This window comes from Brevundimonas sp. Marseille-Q4549, assembly GCF_976940555.1.
This window is the reverse complement of the sequence record NZ_CDRHXG010000001.1, coordinates 3071696-3086091: the sequence shown is the minus strand read 5'-3', so window position 1 is coordinate 3086091 and position 14396 is coordinate 3071696. Positions and strand designations below refer to the sequence as shown.

The 14396-nt window shown below is 67.0% G+C and carries 14 protein-coding genes; 7 read left to right on the top strand and 7 right to left on the bottom strand.

Annotation, left to right across the window (positions count from 1 at the left end; translation table 11 throughout):
- Positions 1 to 30: 30 nt before the first annotated feature.
- Both ACWPV3_RS15460 and dusA read right to left on the bottom strand, forming a co-directional pair.
- A complete protein-coding gene (locus ACWPV3_RS15460; protein WP_292088941.1) occupies positions 31 to 612 on the bottom strand; it encodes a 3D domain-containing protein in 582 nt (193 codons plus the stop codon).
- Positions 613 to 820: 208 nt separating this feature from the next.
- Positions 821 to 1837 carry a tRNA dihydrouridine(20/20a) synthase DusA gene (dusA, locus tag ACWPV3_RS15455; protein ID WP_453978407.1) on the bottom strand — a complete coding sequence of 339 codons (1017 nt, stop codon included), beginning with the start codon at positions 1835 to 1837 and terminating at the stop codon, positions 821 to 823.
- Positions 1838 to 2263: 426 nt separating this feature from the next.
- Here dusA and ACWPV3_RS15450 point away from each other — a divergent pair, with 426 nt between their 5' ends.
- From ACWPV3_RS15450 to ACWPV3_RS15440, 3 genes are read left to right on the top strand one after another with little or no spacing between them, the layout of a single operon-like run.
- Positions 2264 to 2806, top strand: coding sequence for a hypothetical protein (locus ACWPV3_RS15450; RefSeq protein WP_453978406.1), 543 nt, complete (start codon positions 2264 to 2266; stop codon positions 2804 to 2806).
- On the top strand, positions 2787 to 3026 hold the full coding sequence (locus ACWPV3_RS15445; RefSeq protein ID WP_453978405.1) for a hypothetical protein: 240 nt from the start codon (positions 2787 to 2789) through the stop codon (positions 3024 to 3026). The genes ACWPV3_RS15450 and ACWPV3_RS15445 overlap by 20 nt, the downstream gene beginning before the upstream one ends.
- Before the next feature lie 9 nt (positions 3027 to 3035).
- A complete protein-coding gene (locus ACWPV3_RS15440) occupies positions 3036 to 3254 on the top strand; it encodes a hypothetical protein (protein WP_453978404.1) in 219 nt (72 codons plus the stop codon).
- A 133-nt stretch (positions 3255 to 3387) separates the two neighbouring features.
- Here ACWPV3_RS15440 and ACWPV3_RS15435 read toward each other — a convergent pair whose 3' ends face one another.
- On the bottom strand, positions 3388 to 3759 hold the full coding sequence (locus tag ACWPV3_RS15435; protein WP_453978403.1) for a MerC domain-containing protein: 372 nt from the start codon (positions 3757 to 3759) through the stop codon (positions 3388 to 3390).
- 354 nt (positions 3760 to 4113) lie between these two features.
- Between ACWPV3_RS15435 and ACWPV3_RS15430 the strand changes: the two genes are divergently transcribed.
- From ACWPV3_RS15430 to ACWPV3_RS15420, 3 genes are read left to right on the top strand one after another with little or no spacing between them, the layout of a single operon-like run.
- A complete protein-coding gene (locus ACWPV3_RS15430) occupies positions 4114 to 6081 on the top strand; it encodes a M1 family metallopeptidase (RefSeq protein WP_453978402.1) in 1968 nt (655 codons plus the stop codon).
- Positions 6082 to 6097: 16 nt separating this feature from the next.
- Complete coding sequence (acpA, locus tag ACWPV3_RS15425; protein ID WP_453978401.1) at positions 6098 to 7759, top strand: acid phosphatase; 1662 nt, start codon at positions 6098 to 6100, stop codon at positions 7757 to 7759.
- Between the two features lie 15 nt (positions 7760 to 7774).
- On the top strand, positions 7775 to 8161 hold the full coding sequence (locus tag ACWPV3_RS15420; protein WP_453978400.1) for a hypothetical protein: 387 nt from the start codon (positions 7775 to 7777) through the stop codon (positions 8159 to 8161).
- On the opposite strand, the gene ACWPV3_RS15415 is transcribed toward ACWPV3_RS15420, so the two are convergent.
- Positions 8158 to 8334, bottom strand: coding sequence for a hypothetical protein (locus ACWPV3_RS15415; protein ID WP_453978399.1), 177 nt, complete (start codon positions 8332 to 8334; stop codon positions 8158 to 8160). The genes ACWPV3_RS15420 and ACWPV3_RS15415 overlap by 4 nt on opposite strands.
- Before the next feature lie 97 nt (positions 8335 to 8431).
- Between ACWPV3_RS15415 and ACWPV3_RS15410 the strand changes: the two genes are divergently transcribed.
- Complete coding sequence (locus ACWPV3_RS15410) at positions 8432 to 9760, top strand: S9 family peptidase (RefSeq protein ID WP_453978398.1); 1329 nt, start codon at positions 8432 to 8434, stop codon at positions 9758 to 9760.
- A 17-nt stretch (positions 9761 to 9777) separates the two neighbouring features.
- Here the strand turns inward: ACWPV3_RS15410 and ACWPV3_RS15405 are convergent, their stop codons facing one another.
- The 3 genes from ACWPV3_RS15405 to cobN are packed head-to-tail and all read right to left on the bottom strand — an operon-like array spanning position 9778 to position 14394.
- Positions 9778 to 10080: a DUF2149 domain-containing protein gene (locus ACWPV3_RS15405; RefSeq protein WP_453978397.1), complete on the bottom strand. Its 303-nt coding sequence runs from the start codon at positions 10078 to 10080 to the stop codon at positions 9778 to 9780.
- Entirely contained in the window at positions 10080 to 10556 is a 477-nt protein-coding gene (locus tag ACWPV3_RS15400; protein ID WP_453978396.1) for a hypothetical protein, read from the bottom strand. Before ACWPV3_RS15400 ends, ACWPV3_RS15405 begins: the two co-directional genes overlap by 1 nt.
- Positions 10543 to 14394 (bottom strand): cobaltochelatase subunit CobN, encoded by a 3852-nt coding sequence (gene cobN / locus ACWPV3_RS15395; protein ID WP_453978395.1) that lies wholly within the window; start codon positions 14392 to 14394, stop codon positions 10543 to 10545. Before cobN ends, ACWPV3_RS15400 begins: the two co-directional genes overlap by 14 nt.
- Between the last annotated feature and the right edge of the window lie 2 nt (positions 14395 to 14396).

Below are 14396 nucleotides of genomic sequence, written 5' to 3'. Positions count from 1 at the left end.
GCGTTCTGCATTTTCGTAAAGACAGGCGGCTCAGCGCGAGGCGTTTTCCCAGGCCGGCGGGCAGCCGTCGAACCGGCCGGCGTCGGCGATAGTCAGGGTGCGCATGTTCAGGCGACGGGCCTGAGCCATCGAACCGCTGCCGTGGCCGGTGTAGAGATCGATCTTCTGGCCCTTGATCGCGCCGCCGGTATCCGAGGCGTACCAGTAGCCGTCGTGGATCGAGCCGTCGGCCAGGCGCATTCCAACCGTTTCGCGGATGAACAGTTTGGTGCGGCGCGGAATGACGCGCGGATCGACCGCGACCGTGCGCATCGCGACAGGACGGCAACCCAGGGAATCGTTGCCCGTCGCGCCGCCGCCGCCAGCATGATAGAGGCGCGCCGACGCGCGCCAATCCGGATCTCCGGCCATCAACTCCTGCTGTTCGGCGCTGAGCGCCGTCTGCAGTTCGTCGGCCGCGTCCGCTGCATCCTCCGAGGAACCGACCGTGGCTGCGGGCGTTTCCACCCTGCCGGCATCCGCCGCGACAGCGACATTGTAAGGGACGGGCCCGCTCGTGATCGAGGACAGGGCGGCCCAGAACATGGCGATGGCAGCGGAAGCGCCGATCATGGATTTGGCTCAGGAGGCGCCGGCTCCCAACGCCGCCGGCGCGCGTCTTTTCGCGTTAACTTATGGCCAGAAAGGGGCGAAACGGCTCCGAACGCGGCGCGTTACCGATTATTTCTTGGTTAATCCATTGAAATAAAGTCATATTTTTTGGTTCGTTGGCAGGCCCCGTTCGGCGAGGTTCCGCCTGGGATCGCGCGTCGAATCGGCCTCAGGCGGCGTCGGCGCGGCGCGCTTCGGCCTCGCGGACGGCCTCGATCGCGCGGTCGACGACTTCCAGCCCCGCGCCGGGGGGCAAGGCCTCGACCGTCAGGATACGGCGGAAGGCTCGCGCGCCTGGCCGGCCATGCATCAGGCCCAGCATGTGCCGCGTCATCGCGGGCAGGGCGATCCCCTCGTCCAGACGGGCCGCCATATAGGGGCGATAGCGGGCGAGGGCGGCGAAGGCGTCCGTATCCGCCGTCGCCTGGCCGAAGATGCGTCGGTCGGCCTGACCCAGCAGCGCCGGTTCGTGATAGGCCGCGCGACCCAGCATGACCCCGTCCAGGCGCACGCCGTCGTGGTCGTCCAGATGGGCCTCGGCCTCGTCCAGCGAGGCGATCCCGCCATTGATCGAGATGTTCAGATGGGGCCGTTCCCGTTTCAGGCGTCGCACAAGGGCGTAGTCCAGTGGGGGCACGTCGCGGTTCTCCTTGGGCGACAGGCCCTTCAGCCAGGCCTTGCGGGCGTGGACGATGAAGACCTCGATCCCCACCGCCGCGCTGGCGTCCACAGTGGCGAACAGGCTGGTTTCCGGGTCCTGGTCGTCCACGCCGATGCGGCATTTTACGGTGGCGGGCACATCCACCGCTTCTCGGATCGCCGCCATGCAGTCGGCCACCAGTTCCGGCTCTCGCATCAGACAGGCGCCGAACCGGCCGGACTGCACCCGGTCGGAGGGGCAGCCCACGTTCAGATTGATCTCGTCATAGCCGAAGGCCGCGCCGATCCGAGCCGCCTCGGCCAGTTGCGCCGGATCCGACCCGCCCAGCTGCAGCGCCACCGGATGCTCGACCGCGTCGAAGCCCAGCAGCCGTTCCCGGTCGCCGTGGATCACCGCCGGCGCCGTCACCATCTCGGTATAGAGCAGCGCCTGGGACGACAGCGCGCGATGGAACGCCCGGCAGTGCCGGTCGGTCCAGTCCATCATCGGGGCCACGGACAGCCTACGATCTTGATTTTTCAACATTATTTCAGTAAGATCAAAAAGTTGGAAGGCGGCGTGTGCACTCGATTTTACGTCGTGTTGCGACATTTTTTCCGGCTTTTCGACATCTCAGTGCACACAGAGCGCACACGAAAATGGCGACGTATTCGAAACTCCGTCAGGATCGTGGCGGGTCCAGGTGCGAAGGAAGGGGCGCTATATAAGCGAGACCTTCATCAAACGCGATGATGCGAGGCGTTGGGCGACCGAAGCCGAGGGGCGGATCGATAGGGGCGAGACCCCGACGCCTTCTCGGGCGGCCAAACTCAAGACGTTCGCCGAACTGATCGACCTGCACATTGCGGACATGAAGTCTGTCGAAAGGCTCCCAGGCGGTCGAAGGCTGCGACCCTGAAAATGCTACGGACCAGACTCGGCAAAAAGAAGATCGCCCAGTTGGATCGGCAGGTGTTCATCGACTTCGGTCGCGAACGTGCGTCCGAGGGCGCCGGGCCGATGACGCTGAGCATCGACATCGGCGCCATCAAGCTGGTCCTATCTCATGCTGTGGCCGTCCATGGCCTGTCGGTTTCGCTGGAGCCGGTCAACATGGCCCGGCTCGCGCTGAAAAGGCTTGGGTTGGTTGGCAGGGGCGTGGAGCGTGACCGTCGCCCGACCGAAGACGAGATCGAGCGCCTCATCACACACTTCGAGGCGAACCCACGGCAGATCATTCCCATGGGATGCATCATCCGCTTCGCGATCGCGACGGCGATGCGCCAGGAAGAGATATTCCGGGTGATCTGGGAGGACTACGTGGCCCGGACGAAAATGCTCACGATCCGCGACCGGAAGGATCCCCGCGAGAAAAGCGGCAACGATCAGCGCATCCCGCTCCTGTCGGTTTCGGGCTTCGACGCCGTCGCCTTGATAGATGGCGACCGCGACCTGGAGACGGGCCGCCTGAGAAGTTCGTTTCGCCGTGAACCATTTGAGCGGCTATCGAGATAACCTGGGAACCGGCATCGACGCTTGGACCACGGGAGACCTCACGGTCGCCTGGCGACCCGAGACGTCCTGGGGTCAGGGGCTGGCTCTCACCGCAGGCATTCTCAATCTGACAGACGAGACGCCGCCCTTCTATGACGCCGTCACCGGGATCGGTTTTGACGCCGGCCAGGCTGATGCGTTCGGTCGCCGGGTTTCGCTCCAGATCACCAAGCGCTGGTGAGGTCGAGCTATGCGTGGTTCTGGCCTTGCCGCTGTCGCGGCGATGCTGGCGTTCGTCACGACGTCGGCCTTCGCCCACCCCTTCACCCTGGACGACTATTTCCGGCTTGAGGCCGTAGGACAGGTCGCCGTCGCGCCCGATGATCGTCGTTTGGTCTTCGAACGTCAGGGCGCCATCGGATCACCGCCTGCGCCGAAGGTCGACCGGGCGAAGCGCGCGCCTTTCTGATCTGCACCGTTTGCGGGTGCGCGGCGGAGACGAGTCTGCCGAGCTACGATCTTGTGTCGGAAGTCGGCTTCAGGATCGAGCGAGTCACGATCGAGATCGGCGGCAGGTGTCGATTCTGCGAGACTGCAGCCGATTAGTGGACATGACTCCGTTTGCGCCAGTTCACGATATGGGCGCCGGCCAGTATCAGGCCGCCCGCGACCGTCATCGGCGTCTCTGCCTCATGTGTCGGAAACTCGGCGGCGGCGAGAAAGAGAGACGCCACACCCAGCGCCCCTGCGGCGATCAGCGACCAATTGCGCCGACCGGCCGCGCCGGGCCGAGTCAGCACATAGGCGGCCAAAGGCCCGGCGAGGATCGCGAAAAGCCAATGCACCCAAGGCGCCTCGGCCCAGGCCCCAGCGAGGGGAAACAGGCTGACCAACAACGGCAACGCCAGGCAATGGATCATGCAAAGTCCCGACAGGCTGACCCCCATCGCATCGCCCGCTCTGTGTATCGCCATCGTCGTACCTCTCTGCTACGCTATGAAATGTTATATAGTAACATGAAATCTCGAAGCTAGCCGCAGATGCAGGAAAATCGATGAGCCGCGCGTTACGGCGTACAGCTGGGTCTGCCTCCACCGCGGCGGCCCATGGCTCCTCAGGGCATCGGCGGTATCGTCGATGTGCGCCTGCGCCGTCCCATCGCCGTCAGCTATCATCGGGTCGCAATGTCGGGCGTGCTCCAGCTTGCGGATAAGGGCGGAAAGGGGTTGTTCTTCGTCATGGATGCGGCTGAAGGTCGCATGCATCCAGCGCATCGAATGAACCGGTCGTCGGACGTTTCGTGCCCCTTTCCATCCTGGAGACAACCCATGCGTCTGATGACCCTTGGCCTTAGCCTTGTTCTTGTCCTGGGCGTCAGTGTCCCCGGCGCTGTCCTGGCCCAGGCGCCGACAGGTTTCCATCCGCTGGAGACCTTCGCGCCGCTGATGCTGCCGGCGCCGGCCAACGCCTATCGTTCGGGTTCGGGGGCGCCGGGGCCCGCCTATTGGCAGAACCGGGCCGACTATTCGATCGAGGCTCGGCTGGATCCCGACAACCGCATCCTGACGGGGCAGGCGGTCATCGACTACACCAACAACAGCCCCGATGTGCTGGACGTCCTTTGGCTGCAACTGGACCAGAACCTGTACCAGACGGATGGGCGGGCGGCGGCGTTCTCAAGCCGACCGCGACGGGGATCGACCGATGGCTACCGAATCGAGCGGGTCGAGGTGCGCCAAGGCGGCGGGGTCTGGACGCCGGTCCGGCCGCTGATCGACGACACGCGGATGCGCGTGACCCTGCCCACGCCCCTGTCGCCCAAGGGCGGCAAGGTCGAGGTGCGGATCGGCTACGCTTATAAGGTTCCGTCCGACGACTTCGGCGGCCGCACCGGCTGGCTGCCCAGCGCCAACGGCGACATCTTCAGCATCGCCCAGTGGTATCCGCGCCTGGCGGTCTATGACGATGTGCGCGGCTGGGACGCGCTGCCGTACCTGGCTAACGAATTCTATCTGGAATACGGCGATTTCGACTATGCCGTGACGGTTCCGGCCGACATGATCGTGGCGGGGTCGGGCGACCTGACCAATGCGCGCGAAGTGCTGAGCGCAGAACAACGGCGTCGGCTGGACGAGGCCCGCAACAGCGACCACACGGTGCTGGTCCGTTCGCCGCAGGACGTCACGGCGGCGCCTGCCGCGAACCGTGGAACCAAGACCTGGCGCTTCCACATGGACCACACGCGCGACGTGGCGTTCAGCGCGTCTCGCGCCTTCGTCTGGGACGCCGCGCGGATCAACCTGCCGAACGGCAAGACCGCCCTGGCGCAGTCGCTCTATCCGGTCGAAAGCGTCGGCCAGGATCGCTGGAGCCGGTCGACCGAATATCTCAAGCATGCGGTCGAGACCTTCTCGGGCTGGTATCCTTATCCTTGGCCGAACGCGATCAATGTCGCTGGCCCGGCGGCGGGCATGGAATACCCGGGCATCGTGTTCGACGGCGTGGAGGACCAGGGCAAGACCCTGTTCTGGATCACCGCTCACGAGATCGGCCACACCTGGTTCCCGATGATCGTCGGCTTCGACGAGCGGCGCGACGCCTGGATGGACGAGGGCTTCAACACCTTCATCGACGTCTATGAATCCGACGCCTTCGAGGGCGGCGTCTATGGTCCCAAGCGCGACGGCGAATATGCGCCGGGGCAGGGGACGCCGGCCGAGCAGATCGCCGCCATCCTGGAAGACGCCGAGGCGCCGGCGATCCTTACACGTGCCGACGCCATCCAGGAAAAGTACCGGCATCCCATCACCTACTTCAAATCCGCCTTCGGGCTGACTCTGCTGCGCGAGGACATCCTGGGGCCGGAGCGGTTTGACCCGGCCTTCCGCAAATTCATTGCCGACTGGGCCTTCCGGCACCCCAAGCCCAGCGACTTCTTCCGCGCGATGGAGAGCGCTGGCGGCGAGGATATGTCCTGGTTCTGGCGCGGCTGGTACCTGAACAACTGGAAGCACGACCTGGCGGTGACGGCGATCACGCCCATCGACGGCGATGCGGCGCGAGGTGCGGACGTGGTGGTCGAGAACCGCGACAAGCTGGTGCTGCCGGCGACGCTGCGGGTCGTCTTCGCCGACGGTTCGCAGGTCGACCGGAGAATTCCGGTCGAGACCTGGCTCCAGCGTGCAAGCCACGCCTTCCGCTTCGAGAGCCGCGGGGCGGTGGTTTCCGCCACGGTCGATCCGGACCGCCGCCTGCCCGACAGCCATCGCGACGACAACAACCGGACCGCCGACTGAGACGGACGAGAGAGACATGAGCCGCAAACCCAACGCCGACGATCCCAGAAGTCCCGACCGCCGTCGTGTGCTCGGCGGCATGGCAGCCGTCGCCGGGGCGGCGGCGGTAAAGGGGGAAAAGGCCGCCGCAGCCTCGCCCACCACCGGCCCCAGGCCCGGCTCAGAAGCGGTCGTCGATGCGCGCCTGCGCGAGGCGATCGACACCGTGGTGGTGATCTATGCGGAGAACCGCAGCTTCAACAATCTGTTCGCCGACTTTCCGGGCCTGGAGCGGCCGCTGTCGTCCGAGCCGCCCGAGCGGCTGCTGCAACGGGACCGGGACGGCCGCATCCTGCCGCGCCTGCCGAAGATCTGGGAGGGCCTGGTTCCCGAGAGCCAGGTGGTCGAGCACCGCACCTGGAAGATCGGCCCCGACGATCTGCCGGAGATGGCCAACGGCCCCTTCGCCCTGGCGACGCCCGAGGGCGATCCGCTGCCCCACGGCGTCGTCACCCGCGATCTGGTACATGCCTTCTATCAGAACCAGTTGCAGATCAACGGCGGGCGCAACGACGGGTTTGTCGCCTGGGGCGATTCCGGCGCCCTGGTCATGGGCCGCTACGCCGACGGGGCGGCGAACCTGCGTCTGTGGTCGATCGCGCGCGAGTTCACCCTGTGCGACAACTTCTTCATGGGGGCCTTCGGCGGTTCCTTCCTGAACCACCAGTATCTCGTGGCGGCGCGACCGCCCTTCTATCCCGATGCGGACCGCGGCCCGGCGAAGGGGCGGATTGCCCAGGTCGAGGGCGACGACCCCGCCGGAATCCGCCTGCGCCAGAGAGCGGATTCGCGCGCCAGCGCCCTCGGTGGGCCGCCGAGGTTCGTGCCGAGTTCGCTCACCCCCGACTTCTGGGCGGTCAACACCCTGATGCCGCCCTATGCCCCGACCTATGAGCTGGACGAGGCGCGGCCAGGCTATTCCGACTGGACCAGCGCCCACACCCTGCCGCCCCAGACCCACGCCACCATCGGCGACCGGCTGTCGGACAAAGGGATCGCCTGGGCCTGGTACGCGGGCGGCTGGGCCGAGGCCCTGGCCGGGCGCGGAACCAACGGCGACTTTCCGACCCGGCCCAACTTTCAGCCGCACCACCAGCCGCTGAACTATTTCGCGCGTTTCGCGCCCGATAAGGCGGATCGAGGCCGGCATCTGAAGGACGGCGGCGTCGGAGACACCGCGCGCACCAACCGATTCCTGGCGGACGCCGAGGCAGGGCGGCTTCCGGTCGTCAGTTTCTACAAGCCCCAGGGCGACCTCAACATGCACGCGGGGTATTCCGACGTGGACGCCGGTGACCGGCATATCGCTCGGGTGCTCGACACCCTGCGCAACAGTCCGCAGTGGGCGCGAATGCTGGTCGTCGTCACTTTCGACGAGAACGGCGGCTGGTGGGACCATGTCGCGCCGCCCAAGGGCGACCGTTGGGGCCCCGGCAGCCGCATCCCGGCGCTGATCGTCTCCCCCCATGCGCGCAGGGGCGCGGTCGATCACACTATCTACGACACGGGCTCCATCGCCCGTTTCCTGATCCGCCGGTTCGGGCTGGAGACCCTGCCGGGCCTTGTCCAGCGAGAACAGGTGATGGTCGCCGCGGGCGGCCCTGCGCCGGGAGACCTGACCGCCGCCCTGGCGATTTAGCCGCTGGGTCCAGCCATGAGCCCAGGCCTGGGCCGCGCCATCGCGTTCCCGCCCAAGATCATCCTTTTCGGCTTCCCGATGTTCCTACCCCTTATCGCCGCCGGTCTCATGGCTACGATTTCCGCCGCGGCCCCGGCGCCCCAGGCGCTTCACCAGTATGGGGGAGTGGCGCTCGACCCGGCGGGTCGGCGCATCGTCTCGGTGGACACCGTTCAGGGAGGGGCGGGCGTCGCCGATGGTCCGGTGGTCGTGGTTCGCGACACGCAGGGCCGGCTGGTGAACCGCATCGATCCCTGCGACTGCCGCTACTTCGGACCGGTCTGGTCGCCGGACGGATCGACGCTCGCCTTTCTGGCCACGGACGGAGACGGTCCGGCCCTCTATGCCGCGCAGGGCGATTAGGCGCGCCTGATCGCCCGGATTTCCGGTCTCGCCTCGACGCCGCGCTGGTCGCCGGACGGGAACCGACTGGCCCTGCTGGTCACGGAAAACCCGACCAAAGCGACCGGCGCCACCCAGGCCGGGGCGCGCCAGGTCGGCGAGATCGCCGGCCTGTCCCAGGACAGCCAGCGCATCGTCGTCGTATCCGTCTCCGGGGGCGACCTGCATAGGGTCTCGCCGGACGGTACCTTCGTCTACGAATACGACTGGACGCCGGACGGGCAGGGGTTCGTGGCGACGGCGGCGGAAGGCAATGGCGACAACAATTGGTGGGTCGCCAAGCTGAGGACCTACGACCTGGAGGGTGGCGAGCGCGTCCTGCTTGCGCCGTCCTATCAGATGAGCTTCCCCCGCGTGTCACCCGACGGAAGGACGGTGGCCTTCATCGGCGGGGTGATGAGCGATTTCGGCTCGGTCGGCGGCGACGTCTATACAGTTCCGATCGATGGCGGGACGCCCGTGAACGTCACACCCGGCTACGTCGGCAGCGTCACCTCGATCGCCTGGCGCGGCGACCGACTGATCGCGGGGATCATTGTGGCAGGCGACACGGGGACGGCGACGATCGACCCCGCCGCGCGCCGTGTGTCGAACGTCCGTGTCGCGCCCCAGTCAATCAACGCCGGCGACGGGGCCGTCGCCCTGGACGCGCGGGGCCGCACCGCAGCCTATGTCAGCCAGACCTTCGAGCGCGCGCCGAGGATCGAGTTCGGCCCCCTCGGCGCTGGCCGAGCCGTCACCCACGACAATGACGCTCTGATCCCCGTCACGACGGCGCGGGACGTGCGTTGGACCAATGAAGGCTACGCGGTGCAGGGTTGGCTGCTGGCGCCGCGCGACGCTGCGGTCGGCGCGCGGCGCCCCATGATCGTCAGCATCCACGGCGGCCCGGCGGCGGCGGTGACGCCGCGTTTTGTCTGGTCGGGCACGATCCGCGACCTGCTGGAGGCCGGCTACTATGTGTTCCAGCCCAATCCGCGCGGCAGCTATGGTCAGGGCGCGGCGTTCGCCCAGGCCAATCACAAGGATTTCGGCGGCGGCGACCTTCGCGATATCCTGGCGGGTGTCGATGCAGTCGAGCAGGTTGCGCCGATCGACGACGAAAGGCTGGGCGTCTATGGGCACAGCTACGGCGGATTCATGACGATGTGGACCGTCACCCATTCCCAGCGCTTCAAGGCCGCAGTCGCCGGCGCCGGGATCGCCAACTGGTCCAGCTATTACGGCCAGAACGGCATCGACAAGTGGATGGTCCCCTTCTTCGGCGCGACCTTCTACGACGACCCGGAAGTCTATGATCGCCAGTCGCCCATCCGCAGCATCAAGGCCGCGCGCACTCCGACCTTCATCTATGTGGGGGAGCGCGACCTGGAGACGCCTGCGCCGCAGTCGATCGAATTCTGGCACGGCCTCGTCGCCCAGGGCGTGCCCACATCACTGGTGATCTACCAGGATGAGGGCCACAGCATCCGTCAGCCCGAGCATGCCTCGGACCTGACACGCCGCATCGTCGACTGGTTCGGTCGGTACCTGAAGGCTCCAACCGGCGACGGTGTTTGACCGTGTTGGAATGACGCCTATTCAGGCACGTAGATCAGATTGCCGTTGGGCAAACGGTAGGCGGATCCGGCTTTCTCACCCTGGCCTTCTCCGATCTGGCCCTGGGATTCGTAGCGGGTCAGATCCTGGCCGTCCTTCACCGTGATCCGCATATTTGCGTCGCCCGGGTTCTCGATCACGACCACGTTGCGGGCGTTGAAGGGGTTCAACGGATTCTGAACCAGCACCACCAGCAGCACGGCGATGATGACCACGAACAGGTCCACCAGATTGACGACCGAGGTGATGGGATCGTCGTCATCGTCTTCGAGGAAACGCATCAGCGATCCTCCCGAGCGCGTTCGATGGCCCGCAGATCCTGCAGCAGCCAGCGCCGACGCACCGTCAGCACGTAGTGGGCGATGCTGGCCGCGATCAGCGCCAGGGTGACGCCGGAGAACGCCACCACCATGTTCTGCCCCACGCCGGAAGCGTCGCCCCGGCCTAGCGAGAGCAGGGCCGGACCCATCGGAATCATGGTGGCGACCAGGCCCAGCATGGGCGCGCTGCGCGACACGATGCGCATCCCCTCCAGGTCCTTCAGGATCATCAACTCCAGGTCGTCGCTGGTCGCCGCCGTCTGGGCCTGGCGGCGCGACAGCGACGAGCGCCAGCCGGGACGGCGGCGCTGCACGCCCTCGATCAGGAAGGCCCCCAGGGCGAATACGGCATAAAGCAGCGCGGCAAGGATCAGGACCAGGGCCGGGATCAGAAACAGGCTGGAGACCTGATAGAGGCCGGCTTCAAACTGGGGCATGGGCGAACTTTCGGCGGGTGATGAGGCGGCTGGCGCCGCCTGCGAGGAATGCAAGGAGAAGGATCAGGGCGCCCCAGGGGGCCGGCGACGGCGAGGCGGCTTGCGGCGAAATCCTCTCCAGAACCTGACCGCGAATTGGGCTGGACGCTGGGTCGGCTGTCGCTTTCGGGTCAACCGCGTCGGATGCCTGTCTGGATGCGGCCTGGGTCGGCTGCGGTCTCGACGCGCCCTGGCCGAAACCAACGGCGGCGGTGCGCGGAGCCGTGGCGTCGATCTGGGCCAGACGGGCATCCAGTTCACGGCGCGTCTGGTCGTCAGGCGCCCAGAAGCCCTTGCGGACGGCGTCCTTCAGCCGGTTCAACACCTGACGCTCCGCCGACGGATTGCTCGCTTCGAACCATTCCCGCACGCCCAGGCCGCGTTCGTCGCGGACATAGACGTCGTGCAGGGCCTGCCATTGATCCGCCCGAACCATGCCAGGCGCCGTCGCCTGCCAGCCGAACAGATTGTCGGCAAGGTCGACCACGGCCAAGGTTCCGGCGTAGCCTTCGGCCTGCATCGCCTGGATCCAACTGCGGTTCAGATAGCGGCTGCGCATTTCGGCGGCCAGGAAGTCGCGGGCGGCGACGGTCTTGGGCGCACCCGCCCGCGCGTCGGTGATGTAAAGCGACGGCGTTGCGCCGCCTGCCCGGCGGATCGCAAGCGACAGGCCGCCCAGATATTCGAAAGGATGGTCGGTCGACAGAACGCCGTGCAGGTTGCTGGAGCGTGACAGGGCGGCGGCCTGAACCCCCGCCAGTTGGGCGGCGAAGACGTCGGCCCCCTCGACCTTTGCGCCCCACCGGCCTGCGCCATAGACATAGCCGAGCCGATCCAGGAAGGGGTCGGCCAGGGCGGCCGGGTCGTCCCAGCCCGCCGTATCGCGCACCGCATCGGGCAGGCCGCTGCCATAATCACCGGGGGCGTTGCTGAAGATGCGGGCCCGGCCGAGCGCGGTCGCCTCCTCGGCCCTGACCCCCTCGGCCATCAGACGCCGGGCGGCGGCGCGACTGTTCTCCGCGACCGGATCGTTCGGCTCGTCCAGGGCGACGATGCGATCGACCGCATCGGCCAGAAGCCGCAGGAAGCCGTCGAATTGATCGCGATAGACGCCGGTCGCATGGACCACGACGTCGATGCGCCGCCGTCCCAGTTCCGCCGCCGGGACGATGTCCAGAGCGACGACCCGCCCACCGTCGTCCCAGCGTGGTCGAAGGCCCAGCGCCTGAAGGATTTCGCCTTCGGGCAGGCCCAGGGTGCGGATGGTTTCGGACGACCACAGGGTGATCGCCAGCTTGGTCAGGGGCCGCCCGTCGTGTTCGGCGGCATAGGCGGCGGCGAGACTTTTCAAGGCCCCGGCGGCGGCGGCATGGGCGGCCGGTGCGGGCATCTTGTCCGGCTCGAAGGCGTAGAGGTTGCGCCCGCCGACGGCGTCGGGATTGCGGATGGGATCGCCGCCTTCGCCCGGCCGAACGAACCGACCCGCCAAAGCCTGAAGCAGCCCCTCCGTCTCGCCGGTCTCGGCCAGACGGTGATCCAGCAGGCGCGCGCGCGTCAGTTGCTCGCGCAGCGTAGGTTCGGCCATCTCGATCGGCATGTCATCACGCAGATACGATTTCAGGACGGTGAAGGCGCGGCTGGACCGCAGACCGGCCTCGTCCTCGGCCATTGTCTCGGTCTCGTCCTCGCCCAGGGCGTCGAAGAAGGGGCGTCCCAACTGCTGCAGCACCGTCGTCAGACGATGGTCCGGCGAGGCTGGACGGCCGAAAGTATGCAGTCCCATCGGCGTCGGCGCTCCGCCCACCTGATGCAGATAGTCGTGAAGCTCGCCGAGGAAGACCGGCAGGTCCGCGCGCGCCCTGGCCGGGGTCCACCCCATGTCCGCATCAATGTGCCGTCGGGCCGCAAGGCTCAGAATCTGATCGCCGACAGCGTCGCGCACAGGCCCCTCGTCGACCTGAAGATACTGGTGGATCAGGTCGTGCAGGGTCTTCAACTCGTCATTCAGTCCGGCAGGCGAAAAGGGCGGCGTCTGGTGGCTGACGGTCACCGCGCGTCCCCGGCGCTTGGCCTGGGTGGCCTCGCCGACATTGTCCTGGATGTAGGGATAGATCACCGGCAGGTCGCCCAAGGCCAGGAAGGCGTCGTCCGTGACCGACAGACCGCGATCTTTGCCCGGCAGGAACTCCTGCGTGCCGTGGGTTCCCAGATGGATCAGGGCGTTCGCCTGGCTGAACTCGCGCACCCATAGATAGGCCGCAAGATAGAGGTGGTCCGGCGGTACGGCGGTGTCGTGATAGGCTTCGCCGACCCGCGCTGCGCGCGGCGGCTGCGGCAGGATCGTCAGGGCTCCGTCACAAAAGGCTGGGATCAGGAAAGCGGGAGCGCCGTCCACGTCACGCACAGCCCAATGCCGCGCCGGGTCGCCCCAGCGCGCCAGGATCGGGTCGCGGCTGGCCGCCGGCAGGGCGTCTAGCCAGGCACGGTAGCGGGCGACCGGCAGAGTCACGGTCAGGCCCTGTGACGGCAGGTCGTCCAGGGCCTCATGTCTGTAGAAGACGCCCAGCATGGCGCGCGCCGCCGCTATCCAGCGCGTTTCGGGCAAGGGCGGAACGGCATAGCCGACGGCGTTCAGATCCGTGCTTAGCGCCTCCAGGCTGCGCGGCACATTGAGGTTCGATGCCGAGATGTTGGCCTCTCCGCCAGGATGGTTCCAGAACATCAGAGCCAGCCGCTTGTCGGCGTTCGGGGTGCGGCGCAGGGCGACCTGGCGTGCAGCGCGGGCGGCGACGGCCTCGATCTGTTCGGGGATCGGAAGCAGGGCTCCGTGATCGACGGCCGAGATGATCATCGGGTCGCTCATGCCCCAGGTTTCGGCGGGCGCCAGAAGGGCGGCGGCTGAACGGCTGTTCAGGCCCGCCGAAGCCGCACGCCAGGCATCCGCGTCGCCTTCGCGATAGGAGAAGGTCATGACGGCGGGCACGTCCAGTTCGATCAGTTGATCGCGGATGACGCCGCCTGCGACGATATGCTGGGTGTTGATCACCAGGTCCGGCTTCAGAGGCTGAACGGCGTCGATCAGGCTACGGGCCTGACGCTGGTCGAACCACACGGCCACGCCCTCGATGCCGCGCGCATCCAGAGCGGCGATCAGGGCGTCGACCACGTCCGTATCATCGTCCGCTATTGTCGAACTGCTGATCAGGATGGCGGCGCGGGGCCGGTCAGGCCGGGTCGCCAGCCAGGCTTTGAAAGCGTCGGGCGCATAGGCCTGCGCGGCCGGATGATAATAGCCCACCGTGCCCAACGGGGCAGGCGGCGGAGCATCAGTCAGGTCGCTGCCGGTCTTCCATTGCTTCAGATAGGCGAACAGGGCGGTGAAATTCCGCCGCCCGCCGGATGCGTAATAGGCCGCGATCCGGCGACCGGTCTCGGGTGACAGGCCGCCAAACGCCGGCGGGCCTCCCCCGATCCGCACCCAAGGCCGGTCCTGAGCGCGCAACGCCTCGCCGACGCGCGCCTCCACCGCCTCCACGTCCGCAGGGCGCGGCGTATCCAGGAGGATCAGATCCGCATCGCCCCAGATCGCGACCTCCGGGAGCGTCGATAGAGTCGAGCCGCGAACCGTCACACCCTCGGGCGCGGCGAACGCGGCCAGCCGCTCATATTTTGAGGGCAGGACAAAGTCGCTGCCGATCACCTGAATCCGCACAGTCGGCGCGGGTTGCGCGGTCGCGACCTCGGCGACGGCCAACACCCAGAAGGCCGCCAGCAGCAACGTCTGAAGAACCCGTTTCAATG

What these genes read in the sequence shown, in the direction of transcription:
- ACWPV3_RS15430 (WP_453978402.1), top strand. Translation starts at nt 4,114, where the DNA reads ATGCGTCTGATGACCCTTGGCCTTAGCCTTGTTCTTGTCCTGGGCGTC.
- ACWPV3_RS15400 (WP_453978396.1), bottom strand. Translation starts at nt 10,556, where the DNA reads ATGCCCCAGTTTGAAGCCGGCCTCTATCAGGTCTCCAGCCTGTTTCTG.
- dusA (WP_453978407.1), bottom strand. Translation starts at nt 1,837, where the DNA reads ATGTTGAAAAATCAAGATCGTAGGCTGTCCGTGGCCCCGATGATGGAC.
- ACWPV3_RS15460 (WP_292088941.1), bottom strand. Translation starts at nt 612, where the DNA reads ATGATCGGCGCTTCCGCTGCCATCGCCATGTTCTGGGCCGCCCTGTCC.
- ACWPV3_RS15440 (WP_453978404.1), top strand. Translation starts at nt 3,036, where the DNA reads ATGCGTGGTTCTGGCCTTGCCGCTGTCGCGGCGATGCTGGCGTTCGTC.
- ACWPV3_RS15405 (WP_453978397.1), bottom strand. Translation starts at nt 10,080, where the DNA reads ATGCGTTTCCTCGAAGACGATGACGACGATCCCATCACCTCGGTCGTC.
- acpA (WP_453978401.1), top strand. Translation starts at nt 6,098, where the DNA reads ATGAGCCGCAAACCCAACGCCGACGATCCCAGAAGTCCCGACCGCCGT.
- ACWPV3_RS15415 (WP_453978399.1), bottom strand. Translation starts at nt 8,334, where the DNA reads ATGCGCTGGCTGTCCTGGGACAGGCCGGCGATCTCGCCGACCTGGCGC.
- ACWPV3_RS15435 (WP_453978403.1), bottom strand. Translation starts at nt 3,759, where the DNA reads ATGGCGATACACAGAGCGGGCGATGCGATGGGGGTCAGCCTGTCGGGA.
- ACWPV3_RS15420 (WP_453978400.1), top strand. Translation starts at nt 7,775, where the DNA reads ATGAGCCCAGGCCTGGGCCGCGCCATCGCGTTCCCGCCCAAGATCATC.